The following is an 18,554-nucleotide window of genomic DNA, read 5'->3' on the forward strand; positions in this document are numbered from 1 at the left end:
TGATGGAGCAACCGTCGTCCACGCGCTGATAAAGGTTTTTCATCACATCGTCTGTTGGGCATGATTGGCGGTTGTGGTGGTAACAAGAACCGCTCGATGCATGATTCGTGTCGAAAATAGCTGGGGCTAATGGCCCGGCAGCGGGTGATATAGCACAGGACAGTTGTTTGAACTTCATGACAGTGAAAAAACAACTGGCCTCGCAAGTCCATTATGATCAAGGCCTCCCCCACGTCGCTTGAATGAAGAGCCGGTCTGGGCACGCCGTTTGCTCATGGGGCAGCCAGACAACGCTACTGATTCATGTTCATGTCAGGGGGCGCTATGGTGAAATCAACGATAACGTCAAAGAGACGCATAAGAGGACTTACTCGACGGGAGTTTGAGGCAGCGCAGCGACGTGCCTGCGATATATCCCGGCGAGATTTTCTACAAGGAGTTGGATTGGCCGGCGTGGGGCTGATGCTGCGGTATGCCGCGCCGTCGCTAGCTCAGACCACGTCTTCGGTCACGTATCGTCAGTTTGAGGACGTCTACCGCAAAAAATGGACGTGGGACAAAGTGGTCTATGGCACGCATGGCACTAACTGCGCGGGCGCATGCGCCTTCAAGGTCTATGTGAAAAATGGCGTCGTCTGGCGCGAGGAACAGCAGGCTGAATATGGCGCATCGGGCGACGCGCCGGATTACAATCCGCGCGGCTGCCAGAAAGGGTTGTGTCACTCCTCGTACATGTACGGGAAGCAGCGCATTCTCTATCCGATGAAGCGGGTTGGTCGTCGTGGTGAAGGGAAGTGGCAACGGATCAGTTGGGCGCAAGCTTGCCGCGAAATTGCTGACCGTTTCATTGATGTCTGCATGCAGTACGGGCCGGACTCTATCGGCATGGGCAGCGGCACACAGATGGTCATCAAATTCGGCACATTGGCGGCCTTCTCGCGCTTCGCAGCCGTCACGGGGATTTCGGTGCCGGAATACTACTCGGGCGTGGGTGATCTTCCCACAGGCGCGTACATGACGTTGGGCACGCCGACCGTCGGAGATACGATCGCGTCAGTGTTCAAATCGAAATACATTCTCATCTGGGCTACCAATCCGGCAGCGACTCGCCTGCCCGACGCGCACTTCTTCTGGGAAGCCAAGTATAATGGCGCGCAAGTGATCGCCATCTGTCCTGAATTTAATGCAACCGCGATGCACGCTAGCCGATGGCTCAATCCCAAGCCGGGCACAGACCTGGCGTTGGTGATGGCAATGATCCATACGATCATTGAAGAAAAAGCCTATCAGCGCGATTACCTGCTCGAGCAAACCGATTTGCCATTTCTCGTACGGACTGATAACCACAAGTTTCTCCGCCAGTCCGATTTTTCCGCCGATGGTCGGCCTGACGTGTTTTACGTCTGGGATGAGCGAACCGGCCAACCGGTCAAAGCGCCGGCCACGGGGCCAGCCGATGAAGCAACGGCCACGTTATTGCTTGGTGACATCCGCCCCAGCTTAGAAGGCCGATGGAACGTACAGACGCTGGATGGGCCTGTGGAGGTCACGACGGTCTTTGAGATCGTTAAACGCAAGGTTGCGGAACAAACTCCTGAATGGGCAGCCGGCATAACCGGCTTGAATGCGCAGGTCATCCGACAGATCGCTCGTGAATTTGCGGCGACCAAGCCAGCCATGATTTATACCGGCTATCAAGCGTGCAAGTGGCTTCACGGCGATCTGATTCACCGCGCCATGATTCTGATGTTGTCACTGACGGGAAACATCGGGTATGAGGGCAGCGGGCTACAAATCCTCAACTCGGTCAAGACGGACGGGCTGTTTGGCTTCGCATTTGCTCAGATTGGTCCCAGTTTTCGCATGTTGTCAGGCACCACGTGGGATTACGAGAAAGGCAATATGAAGCAGCTCAATGAGAAGGTCTATGGCCCGGAGCTGGCTCGCATGATCGAGTCGCACTACCAGACCAGTATTCAACGCAACTGGTTTCCTTCCTATGCGAAGAATGGTTGGAAAATGGGGCTGTTCGCTGGCAATGGCAGTCCAGGGTGGGTTGCTTCGGCAGCCCAATGGCGCGAGCACGCATTTGATAAGCTGGAGACGATTGTGGTGCTGGCGCCCGACATGGGATTCGCAGCACATCATGCCGACTACGTGTTGCCCATTGCCCATCATTATGAACGAGTAGACATGATGTTCCATGCGCGTCTGCCCTACATTCAGGTCCTTGATGCAGCCGTGCCTCCATTGGGCGAATCGGTGGACGATTGGACAGCGATGTATCGGCTTCTAGCAGCGATCAGCGAGCGAGCCAAGAAACGCCGCATTCAACCGATCGAAGATGTAGTTGACGGGCGCACCTTCAAACGCGATTTCACCAAATACCTTGATCTGTACACCATGAACGGAAAGGTCAAGAGCATTCGCGATGTGATTCAATTTGTGCTGGACAAAACGCCGGGGCTGCCCAAGTTGTCTGTGGCCGAACTGGCTGCCAAAGGGATGGTACGCGTCAACGGCTCCGATTCGACGCTGTGGGAGTCGCCCGATTCTCCGTTTCACACGGACATGCCTGACAGCGTTGTACGAAAGCGACCATATAAGACGATGACCCGACGGCAACAATTCTATTTTGACCACGAGTGGTTCATCAAAGCGGATGAGACGGTGCCGACGTACCACGCGCCGCTGCGGCTGGAAGGCTACCCACTGCGATTCATCATGGGGCACGCACGCCATGGCGTTCACACGATGTGGCGAGATCACCCGCTGTTGTTGCAATTGCAACGAGGCGAGCCTGATGTGTACGTCAACGACCAGGACGCCGCGCAACGAGGCGTGGCCGACGGAGATTGGATTCGCGTCTTCAGTCCATCAGGCGAGTTCATCGCCCGTGCGCATCTGAGCAGCGGCATTCAGCCAGGCATGGTCTACATGTATCATGGCTGGGACCCGATGATGTTTCCTACACGACATAATTTCTCCTCTGTCATTTGCACCGCCGGATTGATCAAGCCGACATCGTTGGTTGGCGGTTATGGGCATCTGGGGCATCGTCTGTTGCAGTTTGCGCCGAACCAAACGTATCGGGACTTCACGGTGAATTTTGAGAAGTACGAGCGCCCATCCACCACACGGAGGAAATAGACTATGGAAACAACCTCTGTCGCAGCCGACCTCACCGTGAATGCCTCAGCGCAGCGTGCGACACAAGCTCGCTGCCTGGTGTATGCGCTTTTCTCCCAACTGACCGCTTCACCAAGCGAGACCCATCCATCTGATCGCTGGTCGTCGGTCAACCACTGGACTGACCTGATGATGAAGCTTGGAGCCGAGCTGCCTTACCACGTGGATTTTTCTGAGCTGGGTCGAGCGGCACGCGGGTTGACCGATGCTGAGGCCGAGCAGTTAGCCGACGAATATGCCGCTTTGTTTGAGATCGGTTCTGACGGCCCGCCGGTTCCCATCCGTGAAGGGTTGGCCGAGCAGCACCCTTGGCCCGCCCGCGAGGAAGTTGCGCGATTTTATGACTTCTTCGGATACACGCTGCAGCAGCCATATCAGTGGCAGTTTGACCACTTGGCCGTGCAGCTTGAATTTGTGCATTACCTCATTTACCACGAAGAACACTCAGAGGATGTCGAAGAAGCGCGTTCCTATCAACTCGCTCAGTGCGATTTTGTGCTGCGCCACATTCTGAGCTGGTATGGGCAGTTGCACGATGGCGTGATGCAGCATGCCACCAGCGACTACTACAAAAGCCTATTTGCCGTGTTAGGCCATTTCTTACGGGAGGATTTGGCCTGGCAACAAGCCAGATTACATGGAGGAACCCACCGATGAGTCGTCAGATCGCCATGGTGTTAGATTTGAATAAGTGCATCGGCTGTCAAGCCTGCACAGTCGCCTGCAAATCGCTCTGGACCGATGGAAACGGCCAGCAGACGATGTTCTGGAACAACGTTGAGACGATGCCCGGCCCAGGCTATCCGCGAAACTGGCAGCAACTAGGCGGCGGTTGGGAGGCGGGTGAAGTGAAATTCGGCGATATGCCCTCCAAGGAAGATTATGGTCAGCCGCTCACGCTCAATTACGATGAGGTCTACCGCATGGGCACCGATTCCTATCTGCACGCCAAAGAGACGATGCTCTGGGGACCGAACTGGGATGAGGATACGAGCAGCGGGGTCTATCCGAATAACTACCACTTCTACCTGCCGAGGCTGTGCAATCATTGCACCAACCCGGCATGTTTGGAAGCGTGTCCCGTGAAGGCAATATACAAGCGCGAAGAAGACGGCATCGTCTTGGTGGATCAAACCAAGTGCCGCGGCATGCAATTGTGCGTAGCTGCCTGCCCATACAAGAAAGTTTATTTCAACGAATTTATTGGCAAATCGCAAAAGTGCATCTTTTGTTTCCCGCGCCTGGAACAAGGCGAAGCTCCGGCATGCGCCCGTCAATGCCCCGGCCGATTGCGGTTTGTCGGTTACCTGGATGATGAGGCTGGGCCGATCTATGCCCTCGTCTACAAATGGAAAGTTGCGTTGCCACTGCACGAAGAGTACGGCACACAGCCGAATGTATTTTACGTGCCGCCGCTATTGCCGGATACTTTCGACGAACAGGGCCGATTCAGCGATAAGCCGAGGATCCCACTGGAGTATCTGCGCTCGCTCTTTAGTCCGCGCGTTGATCACGCCCTGGCCACATTGAAAGCCGAGATGAGCAAACGACAACGCGGGGAACCATCAGAGTTGATGGACCTGCTCATTGCTAAGGAGTGGAAATCGCTGTTTCACATTCGGACGGTCAAGCACACGGCATCGTCGTAGTCATACAAATGCCGTTGAAAAACAGCATATTCAGTTGCCCGGGGCTGCTCCCTTAACCACTTTCATGGTTCGGGCGTGCAATAGCACATGGGCGATTCCTGACTTCATCTTGGCCAAAGCGGCGTCGCGCCCTGCGGGCTTGCCGCCGCACTCCAAAACGCATTCTCATCCGCTCCTGACTCTCTCTTGGAGTGCGCCGGCTGAGCCAAGCGCCGACGGCGCTTTCTCCAAATAACCATTTTCATCCTTCGTGGCGTGCGCGAGCATGAGGGCGATTCCGTTGAGAATGTGGCGCAGCCGTTCCGCCTGTGATCCATCCTCATCGTTTCTCCTGCGTCTCTAGGGGCAACATGAAGAAACTCATTTGTTGAGTCTTTGTTCGATTTTCGCCCACGAATCGCGCAGCGGGACCGTTCGATTAAACACCAGCTTGTCAGCCGTCGAATCAGGATCAACGCAGAAGTACCCTTGTCGCTCAAACTGGTAACGGCTGCCGACGGGCGCGCCGCGGAGCGATGGTTCAACCCAACAATCCGTCAGCACCTCCAATGAGCGAGGATTTAAATTTTGAGTGAACGATTGCCCTTCCGGCACCGCTTCCGGGTCAGGTGTGAGAAACAATCGGTCATACAATCGGACTTCGACTTGCTGCGCGTGCGCTACTGAGACCCAGTGGATCGTGCCTTTGACTTTGCGCCCGTCGGGCGACTGGCCGCCGCGCGATGCCGGATCGTAGGTGCAATGCAATTCGACGACCTGGCCGGTTTCTGGGTCTTTGACGACATCAACGCATCGAATGAAGTAGGCCCACCGCAGCCGGACTTCGCGGCCCGGCGCTAAGCGGAAGAATTCTTTCGGCGGGTCTTCACGGAAATCATCCCGCTCGATGTACAAGACGCGCGAAAACGGCACGCGTCGCGTGCCCATACGCGTCGGACCATCAGGCAAGTATGGGCACTCAAATTCCTCGACTAAGTCTGCCGGATAGTTATCAATCACCACGCGCAACGGGCGCAGCACGCCCATCACGCGCGGCGCGCACGGATTGAGTGCGTCTCGCACGCAATGTTCCAGCAGAGCCACGTCCACGACATTCTCTTTTTTGGCCACACCGATGCGATTGCAAAAATCCCGAATCGCTTCGGGTGGATAGCCACGCCGTCGCATGCCGGAGATGGTTGGCATGCGCGGATCGTCCCAGCCGCGCACGTGTCCTTCCTGCACAAGCTGTAACAGCTTTCGTTTGCTCATCACCGTGTAGCTGAGATTAAGGCGGGCAAACTCGATTTGTTGCGGACGATGCGGCAGATTCAACGCTTCGAGGAACCATTCGTAGAGCGGCCGATGGTCTTCAAATTCGAGCGTGCACAGCGAATGCGTGATGCCTTCGATCGCATCGGATTGACCATGTGCGAAATCATACATCGGGTAGATGCACCATTTGTCACCCGTTCGATGGTGTGACGCATGCAAAATGCGATACATCACGGGGTCGCGCATGTTCAAGTTGCCCGACGCCATGTCAATTTTGGCGCGCAGCACGCGGGCACCATCAGGGAACTCGCCGGCTCGCATCCGTTCAAACAGATCGAGGTTTTCCTCAACCGAACGATTGCGATAAGGACTTTCCCGGCCCGGCTCGGTCAACGTGCCACGATAGGCTCGAATCTCCTCAGCGGAAAGGTCATCCACATAAGCTTTGCCGTCCTTGATCAATTGAATGGCAAATTCGTAAAGCTGCTCGAAGTAGTCCGAGGCGTAATACTCTCGGTCGCCCCAGTCAAAGCCAAGCCAGCGCACGTCTTCCTTGATAGCTTCCACGTATTCGCGTTCTTCCTTAGTCGGATTGGTATCGTCGAACCGAAGATTGCACAGTCCGCCGAATTCTTCAGCCACACCGAAATTCAAGCAGATGGATTTGGCATGGCCGATGTGCAAATAGCCGTTTGGTTCAGGCGGGAATCGCGTGTGAACACGTCCGCCATACTTGCCGCTTTTGATGTCTTCGATGATGATCTGGCGGATAAAATCGGTTGGCGTTGTCTGTTCCTTCGCACTCATAGTCAGTCTCATTCTCCATCAATGGTGTCAAGCCATCGTCATCGTCAACGTAGCGTCGTCAGGCAGGCCGAGCGTTATAGAGGGCTTCTTCATCGTAAGCCAGTTGCATGCTCCGGTTGAATCTTGAACAACACGCGCACTTCGTTGGGACCGCGGTATGGATAGCGCTCGACGCCCAGATATTTTTGCGCCAGCCGATCAATGTGCTGGTCGGCGCCCTCTTCAGTGATCTCAACGACGCGGCCTCTGACTTCCACATAGCGATAAGGATTATCTGGGTCTATCAACGAAACTGCAACGCGCCCGTCACGGCGCATGTTGCGATCTTTTTGTCGGCCTTTGGCCGTGTTGATGAGGATGTGCTGACCGTCGTAGTCGCACCAGACCGGTGAGACTTGTGGGCGACCGTCAGGCATGAGCGTAGCCAGATGAGCAAACGTTTTTTTGTCAAACAGGTCAAGGTAGTTTTCCAAAGCTGTTGGATACATCGTCAAAGTCCTCCTCTAAGAATGTGGCACAGGCGTTCCTGCCTGCGCTTCATTTTCATGCTTCGTGGCGTGCTGTTGTAGAGGGACGATTCCCTTAAGAAGGTGGCACAGGCATTCCTGCCTGTGCTCAATTTTCAGTTTCTCCCGCGTCGTTACCGGCGACATGAACAATCTCTCACTCATTTGAGAGCAGCAGGACGGACGCCGCTCATAACCGGACGAGCTGTGTGAGGTGACCGCAACGAAAAAGGCGACGATCACGATTGCGGACCTGAACCGAATGATCATGTTGTTCAATCCCTGAAATGAACCAGGCGCACATTCTATCTGCGGGCGCTGGAGCAGAGCAAGGTGTACACGGTTCCGTAGATCGTTTTAAGCGCGCCGGCGAAAGTTTTAGGCGAAAGGAGATTCAGCTTCCGCGTCCCTTTGCGCCTATGACGTTGAGGCAAAAAATCGCAGACGCCAACGTTGGAGCCGTTGCCCTCTCAATCTTGCTTGCGTGCCGTTGTGCACATGATTTTGGAGTGAACCAGCTATTGCTCTTAAAGGCTCCTGTGTCAATCTTGCTTGCGTCCTCGTCATGCGTCGCTCTATAGTGCCGACTAGCGACATGCAAGCTGGGAAGCACAGCCGGACAGCGGAAGCGATGGCCATTATTCGAGCGATGGAATATCGTGGCCAGGAACCTGCCAGGCGCATTTTGACAGACCCATGGGCAGAGCATTTCATTCAGAGTCATTTCGCTCGCCGATTGGTCACGCAGCGGCTCAGCGCGCGCCTGCTGTCGCTCCTGACGGGCCTTTGGATTCCTGGAGCGCAGGAATACGCGCTGGCGCGCGCGCGATTGGTAGATGACCTGACTCTGCAATTGGCCACACAGGGGCTTAGACAACTGGTGATTCTCGGCGCAGGATTCGATACGACCATCTTCCGATTGCAAGACAAGCTGCGTGGCGTGCGCGTGTTTGAGGTGGATCATCCGGCCACGCAACGCGTCAAAATGGCGGCGCTGAGCCGCATTGACACACCGGAGAATCTGCACTTCGTTCCGGTGGACTTTGAGAGCGAAAATATCGCTGAGCAATTGATGATGTCCGGATTTCAGCGGAAACGATTTTCGCTCTTCACATGGATGGGCGTGACATACTACCTGACGAATGAAGCCGTCGCTGAAACACTCACGCAACTGGCCGGCCTCTGCGCGCCGGGCAGTCATTTAATTCTGGATTTTGCCAGTGAAGCGGTGGTGGCCGGAGCAACAGGGGGCCGCGCCGCTCGCATCGGGCTGAAGCAAGCCCGATGGTTGGGTGAGCCTTTTCTGTTTGGGAGAGATTCGGCTCAAGCAATATCCGATCTGGCCGACTTCGGATTCGACCTCATCACCCTCTATGATCAGCGCAAGTTGCAAGAGCTCTACTGCCCGCGCGGGCGCGCGCCGGTTGATTTCATGTACATCGTGTGGTGTGTGCGCCGCGATTGAGCTGGGGGTTCTTGAGTCTGGTGGAATGAGTCGGTAGAATCTGGCCGCGCATGAATGAACTGCTCGAACTGCTGCGTCGCTACGGCTATCAATTGATTTTCGCGAACCTGTTTCTGGAGGCCATCGGACTGCCACTGCCGGCAGCGATCATCTTGCTCGCTGCCGGCGCGATGTGCGCCGTCGGCTGGTTCAACATCTACGGGGTGATGCTCACGGCCATCGTCGGCATGCTGCTGGGCGACGTGCTGATGTACTATCTGGGACGAACGACGGGCTGGGCCATACTGAGCCTGCTGTGCCGCATCTCGTTGAATCCCGAATCATGCATCATCAAATCGGCTCGGACGTTTTATCATCGTGGCAGAACGACATTGCTGTTTTGCAAATTCCTACCTGGCCTGAACACCGTTGCGCCGCCGCTGGCCGGCAGCCTCAACATGCGGCTCGGACAATTCGTCTCGTTTGACCTCATTGGGGTGACATTTTACATTTCGTTCTACACGCTGCTCGGATTCCTGTTCAGTCAACAATTGGAGCGCATCGGTCGAGGCTTCATGGAAGCGAAAATGATCGTCGCTGGGACGCTGATTACCGGCCTGGCAGGTTACGTCATCTATCGCCTGCGGCGTTACACAAAAGAACGCCTTTACCGCGACGTCCCGCGCGTGAGCGTTCATCACCTGAAAAGACGGATGGAACAAGCCGGCGACCAGATTGCCGTTTACGATGCGCGCAGTCACGGTTACTATGAAGCGCAGGCTGTGCGAATTCCCGGATCAAAGCGGTTGGAACCGGCCTTCGTCATGCAGATGATGCCAACACTGCCGCGAAATAAGGAGATGTATCTTTACTGCACCTGACTGCGCGAAGCGACGAGCGTCCGTGTGGCGCATATTCTCCGTGAGCATGGATTCGACGCCTATGTCGTCAACGGCGGACTCAGGGCCTGGCGCCGCGCCGGATATGAGACCGAGCCGGTTCCCCACGAAGATCGTCTGGTGTTGCCGAGTTTTTCCTGAATGACCTGTTCTCGCTTTTCAAGCTGACCAAACAGGCGAGACACGAAGGGATTTTGCTATCAATCCATGAATCATTCAAAGGCGGTCAGGTGTGACCGGGGGAACAAGCGAGATATGAAAGGATTTTGCTATGGCTGGCGCGCGCGCTGCGTGCAACCAGTTTGTTGATTCATCCCGATGAAGACGATGCGATAAGGAAAATGAAAGTGGACAGCGAGATCGGCCAGTTCTGGATGCTGCCGTATTCGCGCGAGGTCATCGGCTGTGAACCCGCGCAGGATGGAGACCAGCCCATCGTGGCGAATCAAGCGATTTCGCGTGAACATGCGCGAGAGCATCCAGAAGCTATAGTAAGCCAGCGGATGACGTCGCAGGTCGTTGATGAGCAACGCCACGCGGGCTAACCGGCGCGCATGGCGTAACAGCCAGACGGCGTCCTCATCCGACAAGTGATGTAAGAACTCTGAGGCGATCACCAAATCGAACGAGCCATCAGGAAACGGCCAGCGCAGCGCGTCGGCTTGAACCACATCAATCTCCGGAAATTGTTCGAGCTGTTCTGTCGCAGCTCTGATCGCGTGTGGATTGGCGTCCAGCGCGACGATGTGAATCGGGATGCGCTTGTGACGAGCCGCTTGAACAAGGGCGCGAGGAATGTCCGCTGACCCGCTTCCCAGGTCGAGCACGCTCACCGGTCGTGTCGCCAGCCGTTCGATCAACGGCAGCGCATGTCGCAGCAGCGCTCGCGTTCCGCCCAGAAACCGATTGACTCTTTGCAAATCATCATAGGCGCCGCGAATTTCTTCCTCGCTGAAGTCCGTCCCATCCATGATTTCCGATTCGGCGCTGCGCTGCGAGAAGTTCGGAAACAAGCTCGGCATGGGCGCAAGTATAGCTTCAGGCGCCCGGTCGGACAACGCGACTCACGGTGAAACTGGCGACGCGCTCCGCGCTGCTTGCGCTTAGCGCTCAGTCTAACGGGCAGGCTGGCATGAGATCGCTTCTTTGTCTGAATTGTCACGCTGGCTGCGTTTGTGATACGCTGCCTGCTCACGACGGACTCGATTTGTGGGAGCTGACTATGAACTCAGAAATTGACCGCCTGATGAGACAGTGGGAACGGATTCATCAACACACGACGATGGTGATGAAAGCAGCGCCGGATGACAAACTGGAATGGAAACCAGTTGAAACGGTGATGAGTCTTGGTGAATTGTTGCGTCACCTTGTTTCCGCCGAACATTTCCTGGTCACGCTCTCGTTGACCGGACAAGGGCAACGACCGAGCGAGGACCTGAAGCAATACACGGTTGCCGGGCTGGTCGAAGCCTTCGATCAGCAGCATCAGCGGCTGGTCACGCAGGTTGCTGCGCTCACGCCTGAGCAGTGGAAAGAGACAATTCATTTCAAGGGGCAGCCGATGTCCCGCTTGACATTGCTGTGGGGACTGACCGAACACGAAGTTCATCACCGTGGCCAACTGTTGACGTATCTACGACTGCTGGGCATCGAGCCGCCAGCCATTTATCACTAAGAGAATCGCGCAGCGTAACGAAACATTATGATCTATTGCTCAATATGCGGGCATGAAACAGTAGAATCAGCCAAGTTCTGCACGCGCTGCGGCGCGCCGATGACGCCACCACCGACTGAAGCGCCGACGCAACGATTCACTGAGGAAACACAACCAACAACGGCGCTGCCCGGACGACCTACCGGACAGACCTATACGCCTCCGGCCTATGGCTCCATCATGCCAACGAGTGGCACATCGGAAATGGGCAGGGTAGACGTGGCCGACTGGCTGGCTAAGGGCTGGCGAATTTATCGGAGCGATGCTGGCACGTTCAGTCTCTCTGCGTTGGTGATGTTTTTGCTCTCGCTCTTGTCGCTTGGCCTGTTGATCGGACCGCTGACAGCGGGGTTCTATCGCATGGTGTTTAAGAAGATGCGCGGTGAACAACCACAAGTTGGCGACCTGTTCAAGGGAATGGATCGGTTCTGGCCAACGGTCTTCGCCTGGGTGATTCAGTTCATCATCTTCGCCACCATTAGCGGCCCGTCGTGGGTTGTTGGTTCCGGCTCGGCCTCCGTTACTTCTCCATTGACCGCCGGTCTCTCGTTACTGCTAACGCCGTTGGTGTGGAGTGTGTTTATGTTCGTCTATCCGCTGATTCTGGAGCGGCAGTACGATACCGCTCAAGCGCTCGAAGTAGCTGGACGGCTTGTCTTCTCACATCGGGCTGTGTCGTTCTGGGTGGCTGGATGGATTTTGTGGTTGGCAACCGTTGCCGGATTCTTCCTGTGCGGCGTCGGCGGATTAGTGACGATTCCGCTGGTGCTGTGCGCGATGGCTGTGGCCTACTCGCAGTTCTTCGGTCTGCCGCCCGCTCAACCCACGCAACCATTTTGGAATCCGCCACCGCCGCCTTCATCATGGATGGGGAGATGACGAAATTTGAGCAGAGAGAGTGTCGCACAACGCCTGTGGTCAAAGCGACCCTCGCCGCTGGAGGCGCTCTTTGCTCGCTGCGTGATAGGGGGATGTTATGACGAAAATTGAGCGTGCCATTCTGAACGTGGAAAAGCAACAAGCAGCAGCCTTCAATCGAGGCGATTTACAAACGGTTTTGCAAGCGTTCGCCCCAACGGTCGTCTGCTTTTCATCAACGCAACACGCGCGCGTGACAGGACGCGCGGCCATGCGTCGGACGTTTGAATACTACCTGAAGCAGGCTGACAAGGTGACATACACAATCACCGAGCCTGTCGTTCAAGTCTATGGCGACACGGCCATTGTCAGTTTCTACTGGACGGTGACGCTCAAGAGTGGCTCCAAGCGTCAAACCATCGAAGGGCGCGGCAGCCACGTGCTCAGACAACAGAACGGCTCATGGCAGATCGTGCATGAACACTTCTCGCGGGCGCATCACGGGTAACGGGTGAGTCGGCTCAGGCGCACTTTTGAAACCAAGCCTGTGAAGATTGCCTCGCCTATCTTGGACAGATCAAAGCAGGGTTTCCGTCCGAGCTAAGACCAATGGCCCGGAGAGCAGCCATCGTTGATGAAGCGACAGGCACTCGCCCAGGCGCTCAAACTCGCCACGTAACGATGAAAAATAAATCCTTTATGCAGGCATTTCGTGGGCTATTTTTCGGGAGAGGCAGCAACAGAATGTCCCAAGCGGCCGGCTCCGATTTTCTGTGGGCACATTTGTATTAGAGCAATTTTCAATGCCTTTAGCATGGTGGCTCCGCATCTTTCGGGCTAATGCACGGTGGAAGCGTGCGCTCCCAGGGTAAATTCATTCACAAACCGCTCGAGTTCTGCATGCTCCGCTCATGTCCCATCAGCCGCGTAAGCGGCCTGCAAGAAGGTAGCCGGACGTGCAACGTCTCCAGCAGCAGTGCGAGCCAGCGTGGCGCGTTCAAGACGCGCCAGAGTACTGCGTTTGTGGCCAGCGATTGAACAGCATGAACGAGCCAGTGAGAGAACGAGATGGCGGCTGTTGAAGGCGCGAGGCATTGAGGATGACGGCTGCCAGACGTTGCGCGTCTGGTTATCCTCTTGCGGCGGCTAACGACGCCGCTTCCCAAGATCGCTCCTCGAAAATAACCATTTTCATGCTTCGTGGCGCGGGCGGAGCGTAGGGCGATTCCTGTGAAAATAGCCCACGAAACACGCGAAGGTCACGGAAGAACTGCATTTTCATCGTTCGTGGTGAAGGTGTGTTGGGCAATTGGTCGTTATCCGGAGCCGATCCATAAACACGCCGCAGCGCGGCGGCCCGATTGTAGCTCGGCGTTTCAACGCCGAAAACGTGCCATCGGTCCATATCCGACGTCGCGTCAGCGACGATTGAACGTTGGCCGGAGAGGGACTCAGCCGTCGGTCACGCGACGCTACGCTGGTGACAACTCCGCGTACCGTGCACTGAAGTGCACGGTTACAGTCAGTAGGCCGCTCCGCGGCCATTGCATGATCAAACTCACGATTCGTGCACGGTCTCCTTTGAAAATAGCCCACGAAACAGACGAACGACGCGAATGAATTCTGTTATTCATCGGTCGTGGCGAGCTTGGGATTATGAGCGATCCGATCAAACAGGAATTGCAGTTTCGTGTGCAGCCCAAAGCGACGCAGTAGAACATGCCAACAGACGCAACTTGCGCAGGGCCAAACTCAAATTTCCTGTGCAGCCCAAAGCGACGCAGTAGAACATGGGTTAACTCCCAGGAGGAAATGCGTCGCTTGGGCTGCAACGGGCGCCTCGGTGACTACTTTTCCCGGCGCGCCTCAGACAAGTTCCAACAGGCGCGCCTGATTTAACCACACGAGCAAAGTGATGCCAACCCGAGCATCAGGGGCAAGGCAACGCCGTGCATGGACGTGTTTTGAAAAACAGGGTAATCCTGCCAACCGAGAAGTTGTCAATATTACCCGATACTGCACCTGTTTGCCCTGCTTCATCACGAGCGCAGATCAATAATGTATTCGATCCAGCTTTCAGAAATGAGCCAGGAACGGTCGCAGTGAAAGTCGCCGCACCTTCGGGGAAAACATCTAGATTACCCACCAGCCGACTACTGTTCGGATCAGCGTCTAGATCACCACAGGTCGTGGTTATGGGGTTTATGTACACAGAGTTGGTGCCCAGATTCACCCCGTTCGCTCTCATGATCAGAACGGCCCTCTGCGCTGTATCCAGGGTTGATGGGAGCGTGAAAGTCACTGTACGTGAGCTGACGCTATCGCTCAAACTTGTTGTCCCGTTCAGGATGATCACGTAGTCTGCGCCCGCAAGCGCCGATGTGTTGAGCGCCATCAGCGCAAGCGCACTGAGGAGCAGGGCTCCTACGGTGTAGCGCGTGCGAGTTGATTTCGTCGGTTTCATGGTTTCCTCTCTCCTTTTTCTGGATTTGGGTTCTTCCCATAAGGTTAAAGGTTGGGAACGCGGCTTGTGGCCTGAGCGACGCGGAAGAACCGTGGGTTGGCTCCCTGTGGGAGCGCGTCGCTTGAGCCGCGAGCTTCCCGCTGAAAAAAATGAAGCCGAAAAATTCGAATCATGAGAGCCCAGTTGTTTCATCTCTTCTCTCCCAGGCGGCCTTCGTCCAACGAATCCGCACAGATGAGAAGTCGCCCGTCAGGTGTGTCGGTGAAGTGCACCTTCTCTGCTTCCACCCACCGGTAGATGGTGCGCCGGCTCACCCCAACGACGCTGGCGACCTCTTCGGCTGTCAGCATCTTGACCTGCCGCGCACATTGCTCGCACCAAACTTGAATCGAACGCCTGCCCCGGCGGCTGACCAAGACTCGCTCGGTCTCCGCTATGATCTCTGTCTTCTTCTTCATCCTCGCGCCGCTAGCCATTTCGTTGCCCCTGCTCTGTTCGTTTGGTTGTCACTTCACGGTGAGCATATCCAAAGCGCGGAAGTGAAGTCTTTAGAAAGTTGTGAATTTGTTGTGAACAAGTTGTCAAAGTGGGTATGAACAAGCTTGTCAAGCAGCTTTGCGGGTTTTGGAAATGAGACTGGACCGGGGTCATTGTGAAGGTTAAACATTTCATCTGCCTTGATGAGGTCGAAGATAACCTCATTCGGAAGCACAAGGTTGAACCCGATGAGGCTGAACAAGTATTTTCAAATCTGCCTCGATTCAAGTTCATTCAAAAGGCTTCGCGCCTGGTGAGGACGTTTATGCCCCCTTAGGAGAAACGGATGCTGGGCTGTACCTGGTGGTCTTCTTCATCTCCAAGCCCGATCAGGAAGCTTTGATTTGCGCGTGATATGACGCACAAGGAGCGACCAAGATATGGCAAGAAGTAATAGCCAAAAAACAAAGAGACGATGAGCCAGCCTCTCTGGAGCCAGGAATCTTCGTGAGCTAGCTGATTTTTGGGATACGCACGATTTAACAGACTTTGAAGAGTACACTCACGACGTCGAGCTTGAGGTGGAGATTGAGTCGAGGCGTCACTATGTAACTATTGGCCCGGAGATCATGGAGAACTCACGGGAGCAGCGCGAGCGCGCGGACTGTCAGCGCAGAGTTTAGCCAATGTCTGGATTCAGGAGCGGCTCAGCTCCTTGACTGGATAATCTCTATTAAAGGCACAAGGTTATCTCAGCAATCGCCCATGAGCTCCGCGCTCACCACGAAGGATAAAAATGGTTATTTTCAAGGGAATTGCCCACGTGCAACAGAACGCCACGAACGGTGAAAAGACAATTCTTTCGTGAGGTTCCTGTGTTTCGTGGGCTATCTTCAGAGGAGCCGTTAAACCAGCAATGAGCGAGCTTGTCAAGCACGTTTGGCAGTTCTGTTGAGGAGACGGAACCGCAGTCGTCGAAAAGTTAAACATTTCAGCTAGCTTAATCAGGCTAGTGCTCGCTCTCTGATCAATATCGGGATTAAGAAGCGTCTCTGCTCGGCCTGATTTTCAGTCCGCGACTGAGGGCGCCGGCGCTTCTTCTTCCTGGCTTCAGTTCGATGTATAAGGTGGATGCTTCAGGATGGAAAAATTTTTGCTGGGTGAAGGATTTTCCCAGTCGATTTACGTCTTTTATTAGCGAGGGCTGATCATGGGAGCAAAGATTTCGATGGAACACATGATTGGAGTAGGTAGGACATGTCAGCCGCCAAACGAGTCGAACGCTCGCCGGCGATTTATTGCGCCGGTTCGTTGACCCAATCATCACTGCTTGAAGGAGAGGGTTCGAGCAGAGGTCATCAATCAATAGGAGTATGAGCAAGAGGGTCGGACATCTCTATGAATTTGGCGCCTTCCAGGTGGATGCCACCGAGCGCGTCTTGCTGTGCGATGGAGAACGTGTGCCGTTGAAGCCGAAAGCGTTTGACACGTTGCTGGTGCTGGTGCAAAACAGCGGCCACATCTTGGAAGTCAACGAGCTAATGGGAAAAGTCTGGCCAGATGCGATAGTAGAAGAGAACAATCTGCGGCAAAGTATCTCAACGCTCAGGAAAGTGTTCGGCGATGATCTGGATGCGCCCCGCTACATCGAGACGATCCCGCGACGCGGCTACCGGTTTATGGCCCCGGTGACGGAGCGATGGGAAGAACCGGATGAGGTGCTGCTGGTGGAGCGGACGCGAACGCAGGTTGTCATTCACGAAGAGGTGAACGTTGAGGACCCGGAATCGAGGAATGAAAACCAGCGTTCCGAATCTGGCGCTGCTGACTCTTATCCGTCACCTGCAATCTCGCTGAGCCGTCTTCAATCTTCAATCCTGAATCCTCGATCGTCACTCCTCGGACTTCCTGTGCTGCTGCTGGTCGGGGTGAGCGTAGCGGTAGGACTTTGGCTGTGGAATCAATCGAGTCGCTCGCAGGTTGATACGTCGGTCAACTCTATTGCAGTGCTGCCATTCAAAACGATTGGCGACGAGACGGAAGATGACTATCTCAGCCTGGGGATGGCAGATGTCTTGATTACCCAGCTCAGTCACCTGCGGAGCGTCGTCGTTCGACCAACCCGCGCCATCATGAAGTACCGGGAGTCGGAACAAGACCCGACGGCGATAGGTCAAGCCTTGCGGGTCGAGGCTGTGCTGGAAGGAACGGTTCAAAGAACCGCCGACCGCGTTCGCGTCACGGCACGATTGGTCAATGTCCGGGACGGAACGGCGTTGTGGGTCGGGAAATTTGATGAGCCCTGGGGACACGTGCTGACCGTCCAGGATGCCATTGCCCGACAGGTAACCAACACGCTGGGTTTGGAGTTAAGCCGTGAGGAGTGGCTGCGGGTGAGCAAAGGATTGACCGCGAATGCGGATGCCTATCAGCTCTATCTCAAAGGCCGATACTCTTGGAATAAGAGAAACGACATGATCAAGGCCGCCAGCTACTTTCAGCAGGCGATTGAAAAAGACCCACACTTTGCGCTGGCCTACGTCGGTCTGGCTGATTGTTACATCATGGGGGATCGCGTGACGGCTTCGCTTGGGCAGACTGCAATTAGCAAAGCCCTTGAACTTGACCCCACGCTGGGAGAAGCTTATGCGTCGCGGGGATTCTACCTGATGTTTCAAGAGTGGCGATGGGCGGAAGCGGAACAGTCGTTCAGGCGGGCGATGGAATTGAGTCCCGGCTATGCAACGGCGCACCAGTGGTATGCCTATTATCTGGCGTTTCATGGGCGGTTGGCTGAAGCCAAGGCGGCGATGAATCGAGCGTTGGAGATTGATCCGTTATCGCCCAATTTTCACGCCGATCTGGGGCAGCTTCTCTATTTCGAGCGCCAGTACGATCAGGCCATCGCGCAATGCCGCAAGGCGCTGAGTCTCGATCCAAACTTCTGGTTTGCGCATCAATACCTGGCGAGTTTGTATCTGAAGACGGGGCGGCATGCCGAAGCGCTGGCGGAGATTGTTGAGTCGTACCGACTCACCTCACCAGACCTGAGCAATCAAGATGGAATAGAGATTTTCCGACGAGCCTTTGAATTGGGTGGGATTAAAGGGCTGATGCGGGCGGAAATTGGAATCGTCAAAAAAAGCTCTCCGCAACCCTCATATTTCATCGCCCGGAATTACGCTCTCTTGGGCGAGAACAACAAGGCGCTTGACGGGTTGGAGAAGGCTTACGAGGCGCGCCACTTCTTCATGCCGTTCATCAGCGTCGAACCAATGTTTGACTCGCTCCGC

At 55.3% G+C, this 18,554-nt stretch carries 16 protein-coding genes; 10 read left to right on the forward strand and 6 right to left on the reverse strand.

Features of this window, described 5'->3' with window-relative positions; all coding sequences use genetic code 11:
* The first annotated feature begins 462 nt into the window (after positions 1–462).
* From NZ823_10775 to NZ823_10785, 3 genes are read left to right on the forward strand one after another with little or no spacing between them, the layout of a single operon-like run.
* Positions 463–3,150: a molybdopterin-dependent oxidoreductase gene (locus tag NZ823_10775; GenBank protein ID MCS6805608.1), complete on the forward strand. Its 2,688-nt coding sequence runs from the start codon at positions 463–465 to the stop codon at positions 3,148–3,150.
* A gap of 3 nt (positions 3,151–3,153) precedes the next feature.
* Positions 3,154–3,846: a molecular chaperone TorD family protein gene (locus NZ823_10780; GenBank protein ID MCS6805609.1), complete on the forward strand. Its 693-nt coding sequence runs from the start codon at positions 3,154–3,156 to the stop codon at positions 3,844–3,846.
* Positions 3,843–4,838 carry a 4Fe-4S dicluster domain-containing protein gene (locus tag NZ823_10785; protein ID MCS6805610.1) on the forward strand — a complete coding sequence of 332 codons (996 nt, stop codon included), beginning with the start codon at positions 3,843–3,845 and terminating at the stop codon, positions 4,836–4,838. The genes NZ823_10780 and NZ823_10785 overlap by 4 nt, the downstream gene beginning before the upstream one ends.
* 360 nt (positions 4,839–5,198) lie before the next feature.
* Here NZ823_10785 and NZ823_10790 read toward each other — a convergent pair whose 3' ends face one another.
* Together NZ823_10790 and NZ823_10795 are read right to left on the reverse strand one after the other, a co-directional pair.
* The gene (locus NZ823_10790; GenBank protein ID MCS6805611.1) at positions 5,199–6,899 is read right to left on the reverse strand and encodes a glutamine--tRNA ligase/YqeY domain fusion protein; all 1,701 of its coding nucleotides are present in this window, start codon (positions 6,897–6,899) and stop codon (positions 5,199–5,201) included.
* Positions 6,900–6,988: 89 nt separating this feature from the next.
* Positions 6,989–7,387, reverse strand: a complete 399-nt coding sequence (locus tag NZ823_10795; protein ID MCS6805612.1) for a PPOX class F420-dependent oxidoreductase — start codon at positions 7,385–7,387, stop codon at positions 6,989–6,991.
* Between the two features lie 583 nt (positions 7,388–7,970).
* On the opposite strand from NZ823_10795, the gene NZ823_10800 reads away from it, so the two are divergent.
* The 3 genes from NZ823_10800 to NZ823_10810 are packed head-to-tail and all read left to right on the forward strand — an operon-like array spanning position 7,971 to position 9,889.
* A complete protein-coding gene (locus NZ823_10800; protein ID MCS6805613.1) occupies positions 7,971–8,870 on the forward strand; it encodes an SAM-dependent methyltransferase in 900 nt (299 codons plus the stop codon).
* A gap of 50 nt (positions 8,871–8,920) precedes the next feature.
* Positions 8,921–9,730 carry a VTT domain-containing protein gene (locus tag NZ823_10805; GenBank protein ID MCS6805614.1) on the forward strand — a complete coding sequence of 270 codons (810 nt, stop codon included), beginning with the start codon at positions 8,921–8,923 and terminating at the stop codon, positions 9,728–9,730.
* A 24-nt stretch (positions 9,731–9,754) separates the two neighbouring features.
* Entirely contained in the window at positions 9,755–9,889 is a 135-nt protein-coding gene (locus NZ823_10810) for a hypothetical protein (GenBank protein MCS6805615.1), read from the forward strand.
* 128 nt (positions 9,890–10,017) lie between these two features.
* Here the strand turns inward: NZ823_10810 and NZ823_10815 are convergent, their stop codons facing one another.
* Positions 10,018–10,770: a methyltransferase domain-containing protein gene (locus NZ823_10815; protein MCS6805616.1), complete on the reverse strand. Its 753-nt coding sequence runs from the start codon at positions 10,768–10,770 to the stop codon at positions 10,018–10,020.
* 200 nt (positions 10,771–10,970) lie between these two features.
* On the opposite strand from NZ823_10815, the gene NZ823_10820 reads away from it, so the two are divergent.
* The 3 genes from NZ823_10820 to NZ823_10830 all read left to right on the forward strand — a co-directional run bounded on the left by NZ823_10820 (position 10,971) and on the right by NZ823_10830 (position 12,828).
* Positions 10,971–11,423, forward strand: a complete 453-nt coding sequence (locus NZ823_10820) for a DinB family protein (protein MCS6805617.1) — start codon at positions 10,971–10,973, stop codon at positions 11,421–11,423.
* Positions 11,424–11,450: 27 nt separating this feature from the next.
* On the forward strand, positions 11,451–12,341 hold the full coding sequence (locus NZ823_10825; GenBank protein MCS6805618.1) for a zinc ribbon domain-containing protein: 891 nt from the start codon (positions 11,451–11,453) through the stop codon (positions 12,339–12,341).
* Between the two features lie 97 nt (positions 12,342–12,438).
* On the forward strand, positions 12,439–12,828 hold the full coding sequence (locus tag NZ823_10830; GenBank protein ID MCS6805619.1) for a nuclear transport factor 2 family protein: 390 nt from the start codon (positions 12,439–12,441) through the stop codon (positions 12,826–12,828).
* Positions 12,829–13,449: 621 nt separating this feature from the next.
* Here NZ823_10830 and NZ823_10835 read toward each other — a convergent pair.
* From NZ823_10835 to NZ823_10845, 3 genes are all read right to left on the reverse strand, one after another.
* Positions 13,450–13,725, reverse strand: a complete 276-nt coding sequence (locus NZ823_10835; GenBank protein ID MCS6805620.1) for a hypothetical protein — start codon at positions 13,723–13,725, stop codon at positions 13,450–13,452.
* 525 nt (positions 13,726–14,250) lie between these two features.
* Positions 14,251–14,784 (reverse strand): hypothetical protein, encoded by a 534-nt coding sequence (locus NZ823_10840; GenBank protein ID MCS6805621.1) that lies wholly within the window; start codon positions 14,782–14,784, stop codon positions 14,251–14,253.
* Positions 14,785–14,972: 188 nt separating this feature from the next.
* A complete protein-coding gene (locus NZ823_10845) occupies positions 14,973–15,242 on the reverse strand; it encodes a helix-turn-helix domain-containing protein (GenBank protein ID MCS6805622.1) in 270 nt (89 codons plus the stop codon).
* Between the two features lie 1,392 nt (positions 15,243–16,634).
* On the opposite strand from NZ823_10845, the gene NZ823_10850 reads away from it, so the two are divergent.
* Positions 16,635–18,554 (forward strand): FlgO family outer membrane protein (locus NZ823_10850; protein ID MCS6805623.1); only part of this gene is annotated, 1,920 nt, incomplete at its 3' end.

It is taken from the genome of Blastocatellia bacterium, from assembly GCA_025054955.1.
Lineage (GTDB): Bacteria > Acidobacteriota > Blastocatellia > HR10 > J050 > JANWZE01.

Bases quoted from the DNA above. Each gene is read 5' to 3' on its own strand.
- NZ823_10780 (MCS6805609.1), top strand. From the start codon at position 3,154: ATGGAAACAACCTCTGTCGCAGCCGACCTCACCGTGAATGCCTCAGCG.
- NZ823_10785 (MCS6805610.1), top strand. From the start codon at position 3,843: ATGAGTCGTCAGATCGCCATGGTGTTAGATTTGAATAAGTGCATCGGC.
- NZ823_10845 (MCS6805622.1), bottom strand. From the start codon at position 15,242: ATGAAGAAGAAGACAGAGATCATAGCGGAGACCGAGCGAGTCTTGGTC.
- NZ823_10815 (MCS6805616.1), bottom strand. From the start codon at position 10,770: ATGCCGAGCTTGTTTCCGAACTTCTCGCAGCGCAGCGCCGAATCGGAA.
- NZ823_10795 (MCS6805612.1), bottom strand. From the start codon at position 7,387: ATGTATCCAACAGCTTTGGAAAACTACCTTGACCTGTTTGACAAAAAA.
- NZ823_10775 (MCS6805608.1), top strand. From the start codon at position 463: ATGCTGCGGTATGCCGCGCCGTCGCTAGCTCAGACCACGTCTTCGGTC.
- NZ823_10790 (MCS6805611.1), bottom strand. From the start codon at position 6,899: ATGAGTGCGAAGGAACAGACAACGCCAACCGATTTTATCCGCCAGATC.
- NZ823_10830 (MCS6805619.1), top strand. From the start codon at position 12,439: ATGACGAAAATTGAGCGTGCCATTCTGAACGTGGAAAAGCAACAAGCA.
- NZ823_10840 (MCS6805621.1), bottom strand. From the start codon at position 14,784: ATGAAACCGACGAAATCAACTCGCACGCGCTACACCGTAGGAGCCCTG.
- NZ823_10825 (MCS6805618.1), top strand. From the start codon at position 11,451: ATGATCTATTGCTCAATATGCGGGCATGAAACAGTAGAATCAGCCAAG.
- NZ823_10800 (MCS6805613.1), top strand. From the start codon at position 7,971: ATGCGTCGCTCTATAGTGCCGACTAGCGACATGCAAGCTGGGAAGCAC.
- NZ823_10820 (MCS6805617.1), top strand. From the start codon at position 10,971: ATGAACTCAGAAATTGACCGCCTGATGAGACAGTGGGAACGGATTCAT.
- NZ823_10805 (MCS6805614.1), top strand. From the start codon at position 8,921: ATGAATGAACTGCTCGAACTGCTGCGTCGCTACGGCTATCAATTGATT.
- NZ823_10835 (MCS6805620.1), bottom strand. From the start codon at position 13,725: ATGGACCGATGGCACGTTTTCGGCGTTGAAACGCCGAGCTACAATCGG.